This is a genomic window from Mesorhizobium sp. LjRoot246, from assembly GCF_964254115.1.
Classification (GTDB): Bacteria; Pseudomonadota; Alphaproteobacteria; order Rhizobiales; family Rhizobiaceae; genus Mesorhizobium.
The window spans coordinates 4988957-5005295 of record NZ_CAXUSN020000001.1; the positions used below are offsets into that span (position 1 = coordinate 4988957).

Annotated in this window: 16 protein-coding genes; 13 read left to right on the top strand and 3 right to left on the bottom strand. The window is 62.7% G+C overall.

Going from position 1 to position 16339, the window contains the following annotated elements; all coding sequences use genetic code 11:
* Positions 1 to 27 precede the first annotated feature (27 nt).
* The 11 genes from ACSQ3L_RS24565 to ACSQ3L_RS24615 all read left to right on the top strand — a co-directional run bounded on the left by ACSQ3L_RS24565 (position 28) and on the right by ACSQ3L_RS24615 (position 11809).
* Positions 28 to 828: an ATP-binding cassette domain-containing protein gene (locus tag ACSQ3L_RS24565; protein WP_436162257.1), complete on the top strand. Its 801-nt coding sequence runs from the start codon at positions 28 to 30 to the stop codon at positions 826 to 828.
* Positions 825 to 1844, top strand: a complete 1020-nt coding sequence (locus tag ACSQ3L_RS24570; RefSeq protein WP_436162258.1) for an ABC transporter permease — start codon at positions 825 to 827, stop codon at positions 1842 to 1844. The genes ACSQ3L_RS24565 and ACSQ3L_RS24570 overlap by 4 nt, the downstream gene beginning before the upstream one ends.
* A gap of 1 nt (position 1845) precedes the next feature.
* Positions 1846 to 2934 (top strand): phosphotriesterase family protein, encoded by a 1089-nt coding sequence (locus ACSQ3L_RS24575; RefSeq protein WP_436162259.1) that lies wholly within the window; start codon positions 1846 to 1848, stop codon positions 2932 to 2934.
* Between the two features lie 31 nt (positions 2935 to 2965).
* Complete coding sequence (locus ACSQ3L_RS24580; RefSeq protein ID WP_436162260.1) at positions 2966 to 3736, top strand: glutamine amidotransferase; 771 nt, start codon at positions 2966 to 2968, stop codon at positions 3734 to 3736.
* Positions 3737 to 3738: 2 nt separating this feature from the next.
* Positions 3739 to 4650: a ribokinase gene (locus ACSQ3L_RS24585; protein WP_436162261.1), complete on the top strand. Its 912-nt coding sequence runs from the start codon at positions 3739 to 3741 to the stop codon at positions 4648 to 4650.
* Positions 4647 to 5489 carry a BtpA/SgcQ family protein gene (locus ACSQ3L_RS24590; protein ID WP_436162262.1) on the top strand — a complete coding sequence of 281 codons (843 nt, stop codon included), beginning with the start codon at positions 4647 to 4649 and terminating at the stop codon, positions 5487 to 5489. The genes ACSQ3L_RS24585 and ACSQ3L_RS24590 overlap by 4 nt, the downstream gene beginning before the upstream one ends.
* Positions 5486 to 6730, top strand: coding sequence for a Zn-dependent hydrolase (locus ACSQ3L_RS24595; protein ID WP_436162263.1), 1245 nt, complete (start codon positions 5486 to 5488; stop codon positions 6728 to 6730). Before ACSQ3L_RS24590 ends, ACSQ3L_RS24595 begins: the two co-directional genes overlap by 4 nt.
* Positions 6731 to 6934: 204 nt before the next feature.
* A complete protein-coding gene (locus tag ACSQ3L_RS24600) occupies positions 6935 to 9088 on the top strand; it encodes a transglycosylase domain-containing protein (protein ID WP_436162264.1) in 2154 nt (717 codons plus the stop codon).
* Positions 9089 to 9190: 102 nt separating this feature from the next.
* On the top strand, positions 9191 to 9775 hold the full coding sequence (locus tag ACSQ3L_RS24605; protein ID WP_436162265.1) for a DUF1214 domain-containing protein: 585 nt from the start codon (positions 9191 to 9193) through the stop codon (positions 9773 to 9775).
* Complete coding sequence (locus ACSQ3L_RS24610; RefSeq protein WP_436162266.1) at positions 9768 to 10337, top strand: DUF1254 domain-containing protein; 570 nt, start codon at positions 9768 to 9770, stop codon at positions 10335 to 10337. Before ACSQ3L_RS24605 ends, ACSQ3L_RS24610 begins: the two co-directional genes overlap by 8 nt.
* A gap of 434 nt (positions 10338 to 10771) precedes the next feature.
* Complete coding sequence (locus tag ACSQ3L_RS24615) at positions 10772 to 11809, top strand: hypothetical protein (RefSeq protein WP_436162267.1); 1038 nt, start codon at positions 10772 to 10774, stop codon at positions 11807 to 11809.
* Here the strand turns inward: ACSQ3L_RS24615 and ACSQ3L_RS24620 are convergent.
* From ACSQ3L_RS24620 to ACSQ3L_RS24630, 3 genes are all read right to left on the bottom strand, one after another.
* The gene (locus tag ACSQ3L_RS24620) at positions 11787 to 12134 is read right to left on the bottom strand and encodes a DUF1491 family protein (protein WP_436162268.1); all 348 of its coding nucleotides are present in this window, start codon (positions 12132 to 12134) and stop codon (positions 11787 to 11789) included. The two genes, ACSQ3L_RS24615 and ACSQ3L_RS24620, sit on opposite strands and share 23 nt — an antisense overlap.
* Positions 12135 to 12260: 126 nt before the next feature.
* Positions 12261 to 13058, bottom strand: a complete 798-nt coding sequence (locus ACSQ3L_RS24625) for a peptidoglycan-binding domain-containing protein (RefSeq protein ID WP_436162269.1) — start codon at positions 13056 to 13058, stop codon at positions 12261 to 12263.
* Positions 13033 to 14781 (bottom strand): PAS domain-containing sensor histidine kinase, encoded by a 1749-nt coding sequence (locus tag ACSQ3L_RS24630; RefSeq protein WP_436162270.1) that lies wholly within the window; start codon positions 14779 to 14781, stop codon positions 13033 to 13035. The genes ACSQ3L_RS24625 and ACSQ3L_RS24630 overlap by 26 nt, the downstream gene beginning before the upstream one ends.
* 536 nt (positions 14782 to 15317) lie before the next feature.
* Here ACSQ3L_RS24630 and ACSQ3L_RS24635 point away from each other — a divergent pair.
* Both ACSQ3L_RS24635 and ACSQ3L_RS24640 read left to right on the top strand, forming a co-directional pair.
* Complete coding sequence (locus tag ACSQ3L_RS24635) at positions 15318 to 15671, top strand: DUF5330 domain-containing protein (protein ID WP_436162271.1); 354 nt, start codon at positions 15318 to 15320, stop codon at positions 15669 to 15671.
* A 101-nt stretch (positions 15672 to 15772) separates the two neighbouring features.
* Positions 15773 to 16201 (top strand): SufE family protein, encoded by a 429-nt coding sequence (locus tag ACSQ3L_RS24640; RefSeq protein WP_436162272.1) that lies wholly within the window; start codon positions 15773 to 15775, stop codon positions 16199 to 16201.
* Positions 16202 to 16339 lie beyond the last annotated feature (138 nt).

Consider the following 16339-nt stretch of genomic DNA (forward strand, 5'->3'; position numbering starts at 1 on the left):
AACTTCTTGCGTTCTAGAACTGGAACCATGATGAGCGATGGCGAGACCTACCGCGTCAGGATGACCGGTATTTCCAAACGGTACGGCCCTATCCAGACACTGGATGATGTTTCGCTGAACCTGAAGCCGGGCGAGGTGCTCGGGCTGGTCGGCGACAATGGCGCCGGCAAATCCACCCTGAGCAAGGTTCTGTCCGGTGCGGTCATTCCGGATTCCGGCAGCATCGAGATCGACGGCAAGGCTATCTTCTTTTCCTCACCGGCCGATGCCCGCGCCGCACGGGTGGAGATGGTCTACCAGGACCTTTCGCTCTGCGACACGGTGGATGTGGCGGGCAATCTATTCCTCGGCCGCGAGCCGCGCCGCCGCCTTCTCGGCGTCCCCTTTCTCGACAACAAGCGTATGCATGACCAGACGCGCGAAATGCTCGACCGGCTCGGCATAGTCATCACCGATACCAGACTGAAGGTCGAAAACCTTTCCGGCGGGCAGCGCCAGTCGATTGCCATCGGCCGCGCCGCCTCGTTCGATCCGTCGGTGCTGATCATGGACGAACCGACGGCGGCCCTTGCGGTTGCCGAAGTCGAGGCGGTTCTGGAGCTCATCCGAACCGTCAGCGCCCGCGGCGTCAGCGTCATCCTCATCACCCATCGGCTACAGGATCTGTTCCTCGTCTGCGACCGGATCCAGGTCATGTATGAGGGCCGCAATGTCGCCGAACGCAAGATCGGCGACACCAGCATCGAGGAGGTTGTCAACCTGATCGTCGGCCGTAAATTCACGGCGCGCTCTGCCCGCGCCAGCCGTGATGAAGCAGTTCAGCCATGAACGTCACATCATCGCCCAAGGAAATCAGCGCCTCGCCGTCCAAACGCACCCACAACAGCACATGGAAGGATGTGGCGATAGCCAATGGCAGCGTTGTCTCGATTACGCTGTTTTTCCTCGTCGTCTGCGTGGTCTTTTCGCTGACCACCGGCTCCTTCCTGACGACACCCAATCTGCTCAACATCGTGCGCCAGTCGGCGCCGCTGCTGATCGTTGCGGCAGCCATGACCTTCGTCATCACCACTGGCGGCATCGACCTTTCTGTCGGGTCGGTGCTGGCTCTGACGGCAACGCTGTCGGCTGTCTTGCTGCAGTCCGGCCTGCCGTGGCCGCTGGTCGTCGTCGCCATGCTGGCTCTTGGCGCGGCGATCGGCGCTTTGCAGGGCTTCTTCATAGCCTATGAGCGGATCCCGGCCTTCATCGTTACGCTTGCCGGTCTTTCCATCATCCGCGGCGTGGCCTTGCTGATCACCGGCGGCTATTCGATCCCGGTTGAGCCGACCAGCTTCTTCGTCAACATCGGCAGGGCCTGGTTTCTTGGTGTGCCGGTACCGGCTCTGCTCGCCCTTGTCGTCTTGGTCGTCGCCTATCTCGCGTTCAACCAGACGCCGTTCGGCCGCTATGTCACCGGCATCGGGGCCAATGCCGAAGCGGTGCGCCGCGCCGGTGTCGATACGCGCTTTATGACGCTGTTCGTCTATGTCCTGTCGGGCATGGCGGCGGCGGCGGCCGGCATTGTTCTTGCCGCCCGGCTCGGTTCCGGCTCATCGAATTCCGGCCAGGGTTTCGAGCTCGATGTCATTGCCGCCGTGGTGCTTGGCGGCACCAGCCTGTTCGGCGGGCGCGGCACGATCATCGGCACCGTGCTCGGCGCGTTGACCGTCGCGGTTATCGGCAACGGCCTGATCCTCGCACATATGTCGCCCTTCCTGACGCCGATCGTCACCGGCACAATCATCCTCGTTGCCATCTGGCTGAATTTCCGCCTGTTCAAAGGCGCAACGCGGAGCCGCTGACATGGATCATTTGTTCGACGACAAGCCAAGGGAACGGGCGCCGATCGGTGTTCGCTCCGGCACCGTGATGACCGTTACCGGCCCGGTCTCGATTGCCGACATGGGCGTGACGCTGATGCATGAACACATCCTGCTCGATGGCGCGACATCTTGGAAATGCCCCTGTCATCCCGACGAGAAGAAGATCGCCGAGCAGCCGGTCAGCATGGAGATCATCGGCGAACTGCGGATGAACCCCTACATGAACCGCGACAACGTCTCCCTCGACGACAGCGACCTGGCGCTTTCGGAGCTGGCAAAATACCGGGCACTCGGCGGCCATACCGTGGTCGATGCGACCAATATCGGCATTGGCCGCGATCCGGTGAAGCTGGCGCGGATCGCCCGTGCGTCAGGATTGCGGATCATCATGGGTACGGGCTTCTACCTGCAGCACACCCATCCCGACTGGCTGAAAGCGATGGACGTCGACGACGTCACCGAATTCCTCGTCAACGATGTCGGCGGCGGGTCGACGCAGCCCGAAATCATGGCCGGCATCATCGGCGAGGTCGGTGTCAGCAAGGATTTCACCGACGAGGAACGCAAGTCACTGCGGGGTTCGGCTCGCGCGGCCAAGATCACCGGCGTGCCGCTGACCATTCATCTGCCTGGCTGGGAGCGACTGGCTCATGACGTGCTCGACGTGGTCGAGGCGGAAGGCGCCGATCTCCGGCATACGGTGCTTTGCCACATGAACCCGAGCCACAACGATCTTGCCTACCAGCAAAGCCTCGCCGCGCGCGGCGCATTCCTGGAATACGACATGATCGGCATGGATTTCTATTATGCCGACCAGGATGCTCAATCGCCGTCCGACGAGCAGAATGCACGGGCGATCCGCTCGCTGATCGACATGGGATTGCTCGACCGGATCCTGCTGTCGCAGGACGTCTTTCTCAAGATCATGCTGACCCGCTTCGGCGGTTTCGGCTACGGCTTCATCCTGAAGCATTTCGTGCCGAGACTGAAACGCCATGGTGTCGAGCAGTCGGCAATCGACATCATGCTCGTCGACAATCCAAAGACCGTGTTCGCCGAGGGCGTCTGAGCCGCGGCTCCAAACAAGATAGGGAGACTACATGTCCAGGAAGAAGGTTCTTCTCGCAGGCGAGTCCTGGGTCTCGACCGCGACCCACATCAAAGGCTTCGATCAGTTTCCGACCGTAACCTATCACACCGGTGCCGATGAGCTGCTGGCCGCGCTGAAGGACAGTCCGTTCGATGTCACCTTCATGCCGGCGCATGAGGCGCAGCGGAATTTCCCGCAGTCCATGGAAACGCTTTCCGCCTATGACGCGGTCGTGCTTTCCGATCTTGGTGCCAACACGCTGCTGCTCCACCCGGACACCTGGGTTCATTCCAAACCGACGCCGAATCGACTGCGCCTGTTACGCGACTATGTCGGCAATGGCGGCGGCCTGTTGATGTTCGGTGGCTATTACAGCTTCCAGGGCATCAATGGTGGCGCGCGCTACCACAAGACGCCGGTCGAGGACGTTTTGCCGGTCACCTGCCTGCCCGTGGACGACCGTGTCGAGGTCCCGGAAGGCTATGCGCCGGTCGTTGTAGGCCCGCAGAACCATCCGATCCTTGAGGGTCTCGGCAAGGATTGGCCGATCCTGCTCGGCTTCAACGAAGTCACGGTCAAGGACGGTGCGGAAGTTCTCGCCACCGTTTCCTCGGACTACCGTTCGCTGCCACTGCTCGTGACTGGTAAATATGGGCGGGGTCGCACCGTCGCCTGGACCTCCGATGTCGGCCCGCACTGGCTGCCGCCGGGCTTCATCGCCTGGAATGGCTACAAGACACTGTTCGAACAGATGCTGGGCTGGGCAACAGCCAGGGATTAGCCATGCGCGTCCATGTCGTCGGCAATGTTTGCGTCGATACGACGTTTCGGCTGGACCGGTTTCCGGCTGCAGGCGAGACGCTGAATGCGTCGGAGCATGCCGACGGACTTGGCGGCAAGGGTGCGAACCAGGCGGTGGCCGCGGCGCGCACCGGAGCCGATGTCCGCTTCCGTACGGCGATCGGCAACGATGCCGCCGGAGCCTGGATCAAAGAGCAGTTGAGCCGCGATCTCGACACCAGCCATGTAACGATGCTGCCGCTGCCCAGCGACCGGTCGACGATCATAGTCGATGCCCGTGGCGAGAACCTCATCGTCACCGGCGCCAGTTGCGCGGCCGCCTTCGATCCCCTGGCCGACAGCGATTTTATCCGATCGGTCGAACGCGGCGACATCGTGGTGGTCCAGGGTAATCTGGATCCGGATGTAACGACCGCTTGCCTAAAGGCGGCCCGCAGCGCGGGAGCGATGACGGTCTTCAATCCAAGCCCGCTTGCGGCCGGCCATACACCGGGTTTGAGCGACGTCAGCCTGGCCATCGCCAATGCAGGCGAAGTGGAGCAACTGACTGGAATAAATGGTCCCGACGCGGCAGCCCGCGAACTAATCAGTCAAGGCGCAGACACCGCTGTCGTGACGCTTGGCGCGCTTGGCTGCCTGGTCGCCGATGACAACGGTCGGGTCGACCGGATCGGGGCGCCGAGCGTGGCCGTGGTAGACACCAGCGGCGCGGGCGATGTCTTTTGCGGTTGCCTCGCCGGCTGCCTTGCGGCCGGGATGGACCTCACCGCGGCGGCGCGGATCGCGGTCCACGCCGCAGCCATCTCGGTTGGACGCGCCGGGACGCTCGGCTCCTGCCCTGACAGGCGGGAGATGAAACTGCTCATGGAAACGACGGAAGCGCAAACCGCATGACAAAATCCCCCAAACCGGTCGGCCGGGTGACGAATGATGCCCTGCAGTCGATCTTCGGCCGAAGCAAGGTGGTGATCGGCGTCATTCATCTGGCACCTCTACCAGGTGCGCCGCGCTACAATGGCGAAGCGGTCGAGGCTATCTATCAGCGCGGCCTCGACGACGCCAAAGCCTATTTGCATGGCGGTTGCGATGGCGTGATCGTCGAAAACCACGGCGACGTTCCGTTTGCCAAGCCCGACGATATCGGGCCGGAAACCTCCGCCTACATGTCCGTCGTCTCAGACCGGATCCGAAAGGAACTCAGCCGGCCGATCGGCATCAATGTGCTTGCCAATGCTTCAATTCCCGCGCTGTCGATCGCCAGTGCCTCCGGTGCTTCCTTCGTCCGCGTCAATCAATGGGCCAACGCCTATGTTGCCAATGAGGGCTTTATCGAAGGCGAAGCGGCGCGTGCCATGCGCTTCCGCGCCAAGCTTCGGGCCAACGGCATCCGCATCTTCGCCGACGCGCATGTCAAGCATGGCGCCCACGCCATCGTCGGCGACCGGCCAGTCGAGGAACAAGTCAAGGACCTGGTGTTCTTCGATGCCGACGCCGTGATCGCCACCGGCCAACGCACCGGCCATGCCGCTGATCTAGGCTATATCAGGATGATCAAGGATGCCGCCGGGCTGCCGACGCTTGTCGGGAGCGGGGTGACGCCCGACAACGCCAACGATATCCTCGACATCGTCGACGGCGTGATTGTCGCCAGCTCGCTCAAGTATGATGGCGTGTGGTGGAATCAGGTCGACCCCCAACGGGTTAACGCCTTTATCCGAGGCCTCAAGCGGTGACTTTGGTACCGGAGATCGACGGCGAACGGCTGCTGAGCCGACTCGATGCCTTCGCCCGGATTGGCGCGACGCCTGCCGGAGGCGTGAACCGACAGGCGTTCAGCATTGAGGATCGCAGCGCCCGGCGCCTGCTGGCGGAATTGGCGATCGAGCGCGGTTTCGCGGTCTTTCAGGATGCCATGGCGAACCTCTTCATCCGCCGCGAAGGCACGGATGCCACGCTGCCGCCGCTGCTGATCGGCAGCCACTTAGACAGCCAGCCGACCGGGGGGCGCTTCGATGGAGCGCTCGGCACGCTTTCCGCCTTCGAGACGCTCGAAGCCGTGGAGGACGCGAAGGCCGAAACTCGAATGCCGATCGAGGTCGTCGCCTGGGCCAATGAAGAGGGCAGTCGGTTCGCGCCCGGTGTGATGGGCTCCATGGCTTTCACTGGAGCCGATACTTCCGCATGGCGGTCCATAATCGGCAGCGACGGTGCGTCCCTCGCAGGGGAGCTCGGGGCAACAATCTCCGCCTTGCCAGAGGCAACCCTTCGCCCCCTTGGCATGCCGATCTCCGGCTATATCGAGCTCCATATCGAACAGGGGCCATCGCTGGAAAAGGAGCGGTTGCCGATCGGTATCGTCACCGCCGTGCAAGGCACGCGCTGGCTGGAAGTTTCCATCGAGGGCGCTGCCGGTCATGCCGGCACAACCGGCCTTGCCTATCGCAAGGATCCGATGGTCGCGGCAGCTGCCGCAATGCACCGCCTGCAGACGACGATCATGCCGTTCGACAGCAGCGCAAGGCTGACGGTGGGCCGGGTCACCGCCAAGCCTGGCTCGATCAACGCCATACCGCAGTCCGTGGTCTTTGCCGTCGACATCAGGCATCCGCAGGTAGAGCGGCTCGATGCCATCGAAGCCGAGTTGCGTCAGGTCTGCGCAGCGGAAGCAGAGGCTCAGCATTGCACGGTAACGATCACGCGGTCGTTTGACATGCCCGGGGCGGCATTCTCTCCCGATATGGTCAAAACTGTCCAGGAGGCCGTCAATTCGCTGCGGCTGCCGCATAAGCAGATGATATCGGGGGCATTCCATGACGCGCTGTTCCTCGCACGGGTGGCGCCCGCCGCGATGATTTTTGTGCCGTGCCGTGACGGGCTAAGCCACAACGAGGCAGAATATGTGGAACCTGCCTACGCCGTTACCGGCGCGCGGGTACTGCTGCAGGCGGCCATCGCGGCAGCCTCGCCGCGATGATCATTCAAGGCACTGCTCTGGCAGGCTGAGCGCGCCAATCCCCATTCCTGACTCTCCTGCCCTTCGCACCAACAAACTATGCAGTTGTGTCCTCACCGCCCTTGTGAGCGTCCGCAAAATGGATGAATAGTCGGGACGGTGCATCGCCCTGAAATTGCCGGCTTGCGGTTTTCAGGTCACGCCACAGCCGAGCCGGGTTTTTGAATGGCCAGTCCTGAACCGCGCAAGAGAAGAGGGCCGATCGCCACCCGGCTGCTGGCGCTCGATGCGTGGATCGATTCCTCGCTCTACGAAATCGGTTTCAAGGCGCGCCAATTCTGGGAATCCGCGACGATCTTCTCGCGGCGCTTTCGCGTATCCGGCTGGCGCCGCCGCGTCGTCGAATTGCTGAGCGAGGGTTTCACGCTCGGCGCCGGCGGTATTGTGGTGATGCTGGCGCTGGCCATTCCGGCTTTCCAGGACACGGCCGGCGACTGGCGCGCCCAGGGCGACTTCGCCGTCACCTTCCTCGACCGCTATGGCAACGAGATCGGCCAGCGCGGCATCATCCAGCGCGATTCGGTGCCGGTCGACGAGATGCCCGATCACGTGATCAAGGCGGTGCTTGCCACAGAGGATCGCCGCTTCTTCGACCACTACGGCATCGACGTGCTCGGTCTTTCGCGCGCCATATTCGAGAATGTGCGGGCGAACTCCGTCGTCCAGGGCGGCTCGAGCATCACCCAGCAGCTGGCCAAGAACCTGTTCCTCACCAATGAGCGCACATTGGAGCGCAAGATCAAGGAAGCCTTCCTGTCGCTGTGGCTCGAGGCCAATCTGTCGAAGAAGGAAATCCTGCAGCTCTATCTCGACCGCGCCTATATGGGCGGCGGCACGTTCGGCATCGAGGCGGCCGCCGACTTCTATTTCGGCAAGAGCGTCAAGGACCTGAACCTCGCCGAGGCGGCGATGCTGGCCGGGCTGTTCAAGGCGCCGACCAAATATGCTCCCCACATCAACCTGCCGGCGGCGCGTGCGCGCGCCAATGTGGTGCTGTCGAACCTTGTCGATTCCGGTTTCATGACCGAAGGTCAGGTCCTCCAGGCCAGGCTGCACCCGGCCGATGTCGTTGACCGCGGCGAACAGAAAAGCCCGGATTATTACCTCGACTGGGCGTTCGACGAGGTCAAGAAGATCGCCAAGCCGGGCCAGCACTCGCTTGTCGCCCACACCACCTTCGACGCCAACATCCAGAAGGCGGCGGAAGAATCGGTGGAGTTCCACCTGCGCCAGTTCGGCAAGGAGTACAACGTCACCGAGGGCGCGGTCGTCGTCATCGAGACCAACGGCGCCGTACGCGCCATCGTCGGCGGCCGCGATTACGGCGCCAGCCAGTTCAACCGCGCCACCAAGGCGCTGCGCCAGACCGGCTCGTCGTTCAAACCCTATGTCTACGCAACCGCGATGGAACACGGCTTCACCCCCAACTCCATCATTTCCGGCGGCCCGATCAGTTGGGGCTCCTGGTCGCCGCACAATTACAGCGGCGGATCGGCAGGCAACGTCACGCTGATCATGGCAATGGCCAAATCGATCAACACCGTGCCGGTGCGGCTGGCCAAGGACCATCTCGGCATCGGCCCGATCAAGGCCATGGCCGAGGCGATGGGTGTGGAATCGCCGCTCGAAGCGCACAAGACAATGGTGCTCGGCACCTCGGGCATGACGGTGATGGACCAGGCGACGGGCTACAGCGTGTTCGCCGACAACGGCTTCGTCGGCTCCCGGCACGGCATCAGCCAACTCGTCACCCGCACCGGCGAGGTGGTTTATGATTTCGCCAAGGATGCGCCGCCGCCACACCGGGTGCTGTCGGAGCAGGCGCTGAAATCGATGAACACCATGCTGGCCGCGGTGCCGGTGATGGGTACGGCGCGGCGCGCTCAACTTCCCAACATCGTCGTCGCCGGCAAGACCGGCACGACGCAGTCCTACCGCGACGCCTGGTTTGTCGGCTTCACCGGCAACTACACGGCGGCGGTATGGATGGGCAACGACGACTTCACGCCGACCAAGAACATGACCGGCGGCTCGCTGCCGGCAATGGTGTGGCAGCGACTGATGGTTTATGCGCACCAGAATATCGACCTCAAACCGATCCCGGGCATCGACAAACCCTTCGTCGACGAGGAGGTCGCGGCCAAGGCCGAGGAAGCGCAGAAGAAGAGCGATGCACAGGCAGCGGCCGACGCCGCGGCCGAACGGCCGGCGGTGCTATCCAGCCGGACCACGCAGACGCTGCGGGACATGACCAGGCTGTTCCAGTCGGCGCCCGTCCTCGATGCGCCTCAACCGCCGGAGACGCTGTCGGCACTGTGATCCTTTCCGACTGGTCTGGGCAGGCAAATCCATCGGCCCGCTTGCCACAAGGCCCTGCGCCGCGATATCCCGAGCGGCAACTCTTCACGTCCCCGGCCCCTCATGCTCAAGAATGCCTTCCTGACGCTGCTTTCGCTTGCCATAGCCATCGTCGGCGGTGGCGGCAGCGTCTGGTATGCGCTGAAAGTCCAGGATGGTGTCGGCGCCATCCGGATCGGCCAATGGACAGCCTTTCCCGACATAGGTACGCCGTCTGCAGATCCCTACTCCAAAGCCCGTGTGGCGCGTGAGGGCGTGCTTGCGCTCGGGCGCGCCGAAGGGCTGTCCTTCGTTGCCGAGCGCGATGCGGGCGGCGGCGAACTCAAGCGCGAATGCACCTATACCATCGAGGGTGGATTTCCGACGGCGCGGTTCTGGACGCTCTATGCCGCCGACCAGTCGCTCGGCGTCGTCGAAACAGGCAAACCCCGGCTCGCGGCGCTACAATCCTATGGGGTGGTGCGCCAGTCCGACAATTCGGTCGTCATTTCCGCCGGCCATCACCCGATGCCGGGCAATTGGCTTTTGACCGACGGTTTCGGCAGGATGTATTTCGTGCTGACCTTCTACGACACGCCGATCGCCAGCAGCACCGGCCTGTCGGATGTCTCGCTGCCGAATATCGTCAAGGTCGGCTGCGATGCGTAGTTTTTCCGCGGCGATGCGCAGACTTTTGCATGCCGTCCTGCTCGGCTTGCTCGGCGCCGGCATCGTGCACATCGCCGTGCTGCTTCTGGTGCCCGAGTTTTCCGAACGCGACGCCTGGTCGCGGCTGTCCATGGCGTCGGATCTCTACAAGATGACGCGGCTCGATGCCGAGGCCGGTGGCGCGCCCGTGGTGAAATCCGTCGACCCCCTGTTTTACGCAACGGCGTGCCGGTTCGACCTGGGCGAAGGCATGGTCCGCATCAAGGCGCCTGGACATGTCCCGTTCTGGTCGGTCTCGGTCTACGACCGCAGCGGCCATAACATCTATTCCTTCAACGACCACACCGCGACCGGCAGCGTGCTGGATGCCGTCGTGCTGACACCGGCGCAGATGATCGACGTGCGCAAGGATCTTCCCGAAGACCTTCAGGGAGCGATCTTCGTCGAAGCGCCAATCGAGGAAGGCATCTTCGTCATCCGCGCCTTCGTGCCCGATGACAGCTGGAAGCCGATCGTATCGCGCTTCTTCGAGCAGAGTTCCTGCGAGTTGCAGGACTTCTAGATATGCGCCAGATCAGCGGTCCGTGGCCGCCGAAACTCAGTGGTGAGGAAACGGCTTCGTCCCTGGCGATCCTGGCTTGTCGGGATCGATCGGCCGTACTTCGCCAGCGGCCGATCGCTCATAGCGGATGCCGGGAAAGATGATCACCGCCGCCGGCATTTCGGCGGTTTGCTTTGTCCGATTGCTTGGTGCCGTTCGCGGCACGAAAGACAGTACCATGCCCATGGTTCGCGCATTCCTCTCGGTTTCCCCGGAGCACAACGCAACGCCTCCAAATATCATTAAGGCAGGCAGAGGGTTAACGGAGCGCTAACGGATCGTCGCTAACTTGATCTTTGTCTTGAGGTCAGGACGTTCTGACCGAGGCACCCGCGAAACCGACACGGTCCCGGTCGAGCGTGGTCAAGATTGTGTCGAGTACGGGCGTATCCTTCGTGTCATCTTCGGACTTCAGGCAAATCGCGGTACGAAAAGACTCGGGAAAGGCCGAAAGGCTGTTCCGCGCCGCGGTGTCGGCATTCTGTTCGCTCACCCGCCCTTCACGTCGCGAGATCGGCCAACTCGAAGACCTAACGCTGCCGCTGTTCAATGACGTCTCCGTCGAATCACGCCGCTATGTCGCAGCCGCCCTTTCCGAATGCGAATATGCCCCCGCCGCCCTGGTGCGCCGGCTCTGCGAGGAACCGGTCGACATCGCCGCGCCGCTGCTCATCCGCTCACGCGCGGTCACCGACATCGATCTCATCGCGCTGATCGGGCGACATGGCCTGCCGCATGCCCGTGCCATTGCGCGGCGCAAGGGCTTGAACCCAACCATCGCCGACCTGATCCGGGCGCTCGAAAGGCCGACCCTGGTGCGCGTGCGGGAGCCGGATGCGAACGCCGCCGCGGCAGACAAGATCGCGCCGTTGAGCACGGAGACTGCCGCCGACGAACCCGCCCGAGAACAGGCGCTGGGCATCGCGGCCGAGAATGCACGGCGCAGGCTGCGCTCGATGATGCGCACGGGCGATGAGGCGGCGGCAACGAACGCCGATCCTTTCACCGGCGCGGACACCTATGTCAAATTGCGCGAGACGGCGCTGACGGGAAACGCCGCCTTCTTCCAGACCGCGCTGGCCGATGCGCTCGATATCGATTTCTCGACCGCGCGATCACTCATCGCCAACCAGAATTATGCCTCGCTGCTTGCCGCACTGCGGTCTCTCGACCTCAGCGAAGACAGGGCCTTCCTGATCACGGTCGCGGTCTATCCCAGTCAGTTCCCGCATCCGCAGGCTATCCGCGCCTTCCTCGACCGCTACCGGCTCCTGCATCGTGAAGCAGCCGTCGACAAGGTGCGCCTCTGGAAAGCCGAAACCGTTGCAAGGGTTGTTCGTGACGCCATGCCGGCAAACAGCGATAGCCGAACGGCATCGAACAGTGACGACGCGGAGGCTTCCTCCGGCCTCAGGGCGTCTTCACGGAAATAAGCTCCTCGACGGGCACAGTGCCGGTCTCGATCTCGACCACCCAGATGTCGGGGTCGAATTTTTTCTCCCTCTCCAGCCTGGCATCGAGCATTGCGGCATCGTCGCCGGCCGCGAGCAGACTGAAAAACCGGTCGTCGGGCTTGGCCGAATCGTAGCTTGTCTGCGGCGCCGGCCCGAACAGGGCAACCTCGCCCAGCCTGCCCCGCGCCAGCACGAAAACAGCGCCGGCTTCGGTTGCACCGCGCTTGACCACGGCGGCAAATCCGCCGGCACCGAAAACCCGGCGCAACAGGGCCGATACCCACAGATCCGATGTCACGCGCATAAGAGAACTCCGCTGATGCATGTCGCCCAAAAGTGGTCCGGTTTTGGGACAACGACATGCATGAAAACAAGGCAAGCGGGCTCTCTATCGATATTTCCGCCGCTGGGCGAGCCGTCGTTTCAGCCGTCAGTTGGTCAGGCCGATTTCGCGCATCTTGACGTAGACGATCTCATCGGGCTCGCCCGTTTGCGGCAGGCCGAACAGCGACTGGAATTCCTTGATCGCTGCCTTGGTGCGCGCGCCGACGACGCCGTCCAGCTGCATGTCGTCATTGCCGAACGCCTTGAGCCCGGCCTGGATCTTGACGATGCGGGCATCGGGCGCTTGCGTCTCGGCATTCGCCTGCCCGGAGTTTGTCTGCCCCGAACCTGTCTGCAAAGACACCGGAACGGTGACAGGCGTATCAGGACGCGGCTGCGGCCTGGGTACGACGGAAGCGGTTTTCGGCGTCGCGCCCAGTTGATCCAGCAGAAGCGCGTCGATCTCGCCGGACGCACTGAGCCCGACCTTCTGCTGATAAGCCTGAATGGCCTTGCGCGTGTTGGGGCCGGAAATGCCGTCGACCGTTCCGGAATAGAAATCGAGATCCTTCAGTATGCCTTGCACCTGCTCGATCACCGGATCGCCCTTGATCGGTGCCGGCGTGCCGGATGGCCGCACGATGTTGAACGTCGTCTCCGGTTCGTCGGACGCCGCGCGCGGAAAGCCCTCGATGCTGCGGGTTGCGAAGAACGCGCCGGCATGCGGGAAAGGCTGGTACCACAAGGCATTGGCGGAGACGTAGAACAGCGTCACCAGGAATGCCGTCGAGCCGCCCAACAGGACGGGATTGCGCGAGATCATGCCGCCGACAGCGACGGCGCCGTCCTGAAAGGCGTTGCTGCGGCGCTTGACCGCCTTAGGCCGTTTTGCGGAGCGAGCCATCTCTGTCCCCTTTCGCCATCGCCACAGGCATGGTCAGCACGCCGGCCTTCTCCACCTGACGTCCCTTCGGTCCGTTCACCGGCAGGCTGATGGTCACCGTGGTGCCCTCGCCCGGCATGCTTTCGATGGACATCGTGCCTTCGTGCAGTGCCACCAGACCCTTGACCAGCGAAAGGCCGAGACCCGTGCCCTCGAAACGGCGGGTGTAGTCGTTCTGGATCTGCATGAAGGGCTTGCCGAGATTGGCAAAATCCTCCTCGGCGATGCCGATGCCGGTGTCCCTGACCCAGAAATGCAGACGCGAACCGATACGCTTGGCGCCAACGACGACATCGCCGCCATCGGGGGTGAACTTGATCGCATTGGAGACGAGGTTGATGAGCATCTGCTGCACGGCGCGCCGATCGGCATTGATGTCGCCGGCGTCCGGCGCGATCTGCGTTTGCAGATCGATGTTCTTGGCCTGTGCCTGCAACCGCATCATCGACTGGCACATTTCGACCGCCTCCGCGAACCGGAAGGGCTCCGGTTCGGTCGCATAGACGCCCGATTCGATCCTCGACACGTCGAGTATCGAGGTCACGACGGCGAGCAGATGCTGGCCCGAATCCCGCACCAGGCCGACATATTCCTTCTGGCGCGGATCCTTGAAGGCGCCGAACATCTCATGCAGCAGCATGTCCGAGAAACCGATGATGGCATTCAACGGCGTGCGCAGTTCGTGGCTGACCACAGCCAGGAAGCGTCCTTTCGCCACCTCGGCGGTTGCCGCCGCCTCGTTGGCCGCCGCGAGATCCTCGCGCAGCCGGGCAATCTCGTCATTCTCGCGCAGGACAAGTGTGAAGGCGTCGTCCTGTTCCTCACCGCGCACCAGATCAAGCGAGAACGGCCGGTAATTGTCCGCCGCCAAGCGATTTTCATTCTGGCCACTGCCGTTCTGAGGCAGCCGGATGCGCAATTCGAGCCGGCGCGACAGCGCGCCATCGCGCATGTCGGCGAGTGCGCTGAGATAGGAGACACGATCCGACAGATGGATGCGATCGAAGAGGCCGTTCCCGGACAGCAGTTCGGGCGGCAATTTCAGAAGGGTGCGCGCCTTTGGCGAAGCGTCCAGAACCTCGCCATGACGGGCGACGCGCAAGATCACCGCATCGATGATGTCTTCGAGACGGTCGGCCTTGTCGGCGACGTCAGCCGCATCGGCCGTGTTTTGAAACGCCGATGCGCGCGGGATCAGTGTGAGCGCCCATGCCAATGGCACCAGCCAGTGCCAGGCGGCAATCTGCGTCCCCGTGAATGGGAACAGAGTTGCGGCCAGAGGCTGAGCCAGGATGGCGACAGCGGCCGACACGGTTCCCCAAAGTGCCGCACGCCGCGAGGCGCCGATCCACCAGGCTTCGAATGGCAGCGCCACGACAAGCATGGCGACAGGCGAGCTCAGCCCTCCGGCGGCGGCGATCAAACCAGCAAGAGCAATGCCCGCCATCGCCAGGGCGAGTTGAGCGGCCGCAGTCATCTTGCCGGTCGCCGCGACAAGCAAGGCGACGAACCAGCACAGGCCAAAGGCCGCGAAGATAGCGGCCATGGTGACGGCGGCGCCCATACCTGAAGTGATCAGCGTGACCGCAGCACCGGCGGCAAAGAAAGGAGCGGCGAGCATGACGCCAATGAAGCGCCGCTGGCGCTCGCGGTCGCTCCGCTCGAGAATGGACGGATGGACCATACGTTCGCAACCGGCTGAAATCGCGCCAGGCAATTCAACGTATCTGGCCTTGATTGAACTCAACTCAACGCACTCGCACTTGTCGTGGACAGCTCTGCTTTGCAGATGGTTCTGGTTGGCTTTGAAACTCGCATTCAGCGTTTAAGGAATGGATAAGGCGGGGCCGACCAAGACCCCGACCCACGGCAAATATCGGGATGCCGGCAGCCGAAAGCACGGGCAAATGCAGCCATAGTAAACGGAGGGTTATTCGGCGGCGGCACCCATCGGGTGGATGCACGCAGCGCTCGGACTCCCGGCTTTCGGGAAAAATGAAGGAAAAGCATGGAGATAGATGGTTATCCGGTGTTAATAAAAACCATTCGGATTTGAGACAAACCGATTGCACAACGGCTCGTTTCGCATTTGCCTAAAATTTGAGGAAAATTGTCGGCTAAGCTGCAAGCCGTCCTTTGCGCCTGTGTGCCAACATCCTGCCCACAAAAGAGGTCATGCCATATGGATGCATGATCCGGTCACGACGAGAGGGCAAGGGCATGGTCTTTCTTATAAGAATGGCTTTCTGGTTTTCGCTGGTGCTGCTGGCGCTGCCACTGACTGTCGGCCCCGACGAATCGGGCCGCGAAAGCGTCGGACCGATCCAAGCCCTGTTTGCGGCACGCGAAGCGGTTGGCGACATCGCCGGCATTTGCGAACGCAAGCCCGATGTCTGCGAGACCGGCAAGTCGGCGATGCACACCATCACCGCCCGCGCCAAGGAGACCGCCAAGATCGCGGCAGCGATGATGGACGACAAGTCCACCGCTGGACCCGACACATCGACGATGACCGGCAGCCTGCCCGAAGAAATCGTCTTGCCCGAGACGGTCGACCTGCCGCCTCAGAATTAAGCCGTTTCGACGGCGCACCGCGGGCTGTCTGGCCTCTCGACGCCTGCGGTGTTCTTGTTTTTTTCCGTGACGCGGCGCCGCCTCGTGACTATATCCCAGGCATGACCACCACGATCCAGACGATCCGCGACGACTTCTCGTTCCTCGAGGAATGGGAAGACCGCTATCGTTATGTCATCGAACTCGGCGAGGCGCTGCCTCCGTTTCCCGACGAGCAGCGCAGCGCCGCCAACAAGGTGCCGGGCTGCGTCAGCCAGGTCTGGCTGACCACCGAACAGGGGCCGGGAGCCGATCCGGTCATCATCTTCACCGGCGATTCGGACGCTCATATCGTGCGTGGGCTGGTCGCTATCATGCTGGCGCTGTTTTCCGGCAGGACGGCCGGCGAGATCCAGAAGACCGATGCGGAAGCGACATTGAAAGAACTCGGCCTCGACGAACATCTTTCGCCGCAGCGCGCCAACGGCCTTCGCTCGATGGTCAAGCGCATCAAGCGCGACGCCGAGGCGGCGCTCAAGCAAACTGCCTGACACTCCTCGATCATCGTGCCGCTGCCCCGCGAAATCAAAACGGCGCCCGAAGGCGCCGTTTTTCGATTCGATCTGGCTTGTTTTGACGCAATTCCCAAGGGAAAGCGCTATGCGCTTTTCCCGGGAAAACCGTTTCAC

What these genes read in the sequence shown, in the direction of transcription:
- ACSQ3L_RS24565 (WP_436162257.1), top strand. Translation starts at nt 28, where the DNA reads ATGATGAGCGATGGCGAGACCTACCGCGTCAGGATGACCGGTATTTCC.
- ACSQ3L_RS24570 (WP_436162258.1), top strand. Translation starts at nt 825, where the DNA reads ATGAACGTCACATCATCGCCCAAGGAAATCAGCGCCTCGCCGTCCAAA.
- ACSQ3L_RS24575 (WP_436162259.1), top strand. Translation starts at nt 1,846, where the DNA reads ATGGATCATTTGTTCGACGACAAGCCAAGGGAACGGGCGCCGATCGGT.
- ACSQ3L_RS24580 (WP_436162260.1), top strand. Translation starts at nt 2,966, where the DNA reads ATGTCCAGGAAGAAGGTTCTTCTCGCAGGCGAGTCCTGGGTCTCGACC.
- ACSQ3L_RS24585 (WP_436162261.1), top strand. Translation starts at nt 3,739, where the DNA reads ATGCGCGTCCATGTCGTCGGCAATGTTTGCGTCGATACGACGTTTCGG.
- ACSQ3L_RS24590 (WP_436162262.1), top strand. Translation starts at nt 4,647, where the DNA reads ATGACAAAATCCCCCAAACCGGTCGGCCGGGTGACGAATGATGCCCTG.
- ACSQ3L_RS24600 (WP_436162264.1), top strand. Translation starts at nt 6,935, where the DNA reads ATGGCCAGTCCTGAACCGCGCAAGAGAAGAGGGCCGATCGCCACCCGG.
- ACSQ3L_RS24605 (WP_436162265.1), top strand. Translation starts at nt 9,191, where the DNA reads ATGCTCAAGAATGCCTTCCTGACGCTGCTTTCGCTTGCCATAGCCATC.
- ACSQ3L_RS24610 (WP_436162266.1), top strand. Translation starts at nt 9,768, where the DNA reads ATGCGTAGTTTTTCCGCGGCGATGCGCAGACTTTTGCATGCCGTCCTG.
- ACSQ3L_RS24620 (WP_436162268.1), bottom strand. Translation starts at nt 12,134, where the DNA reads ATGCGCGTGACATCGGATCTGTGGGTATCGGCCCTGTTGCGCCGGGTT.
- ACSQ3L_RS24625 (WP_436162269.1), bottom strand. Translation starts at nt 13,058, where the DNA reads ATGGCTCGCTCCGCAAAACGGCCTAAGGCGGTCAAGCGCCGCAGCAAC.
- ACSQ3L_RS24630 (WP_436162270.1), bottom strand. Translation starts at nt 14,781, where the DNA reads ATGGTCCATCCGTCCATTCTCGAGCGGAGCGACCGCGAGCGCCAGCGG.
- ACSQ3L_RS24635 (WP_436162271.1), top strand. Translation starts at nt 15,318, where the DNA reads ATGGTCTTTCTTATAAGAATGGCTTTCTGGTTTTCGCTGGTGCTGCTG.
- ACSQ3L_RS24640 (WP_436162272.1), top strand. Translation starts at nt 15,773, where the DNA reads ATGACCACCACGATCCAGACGATCCGCGACGACTTCTCGTTCCTCGAG.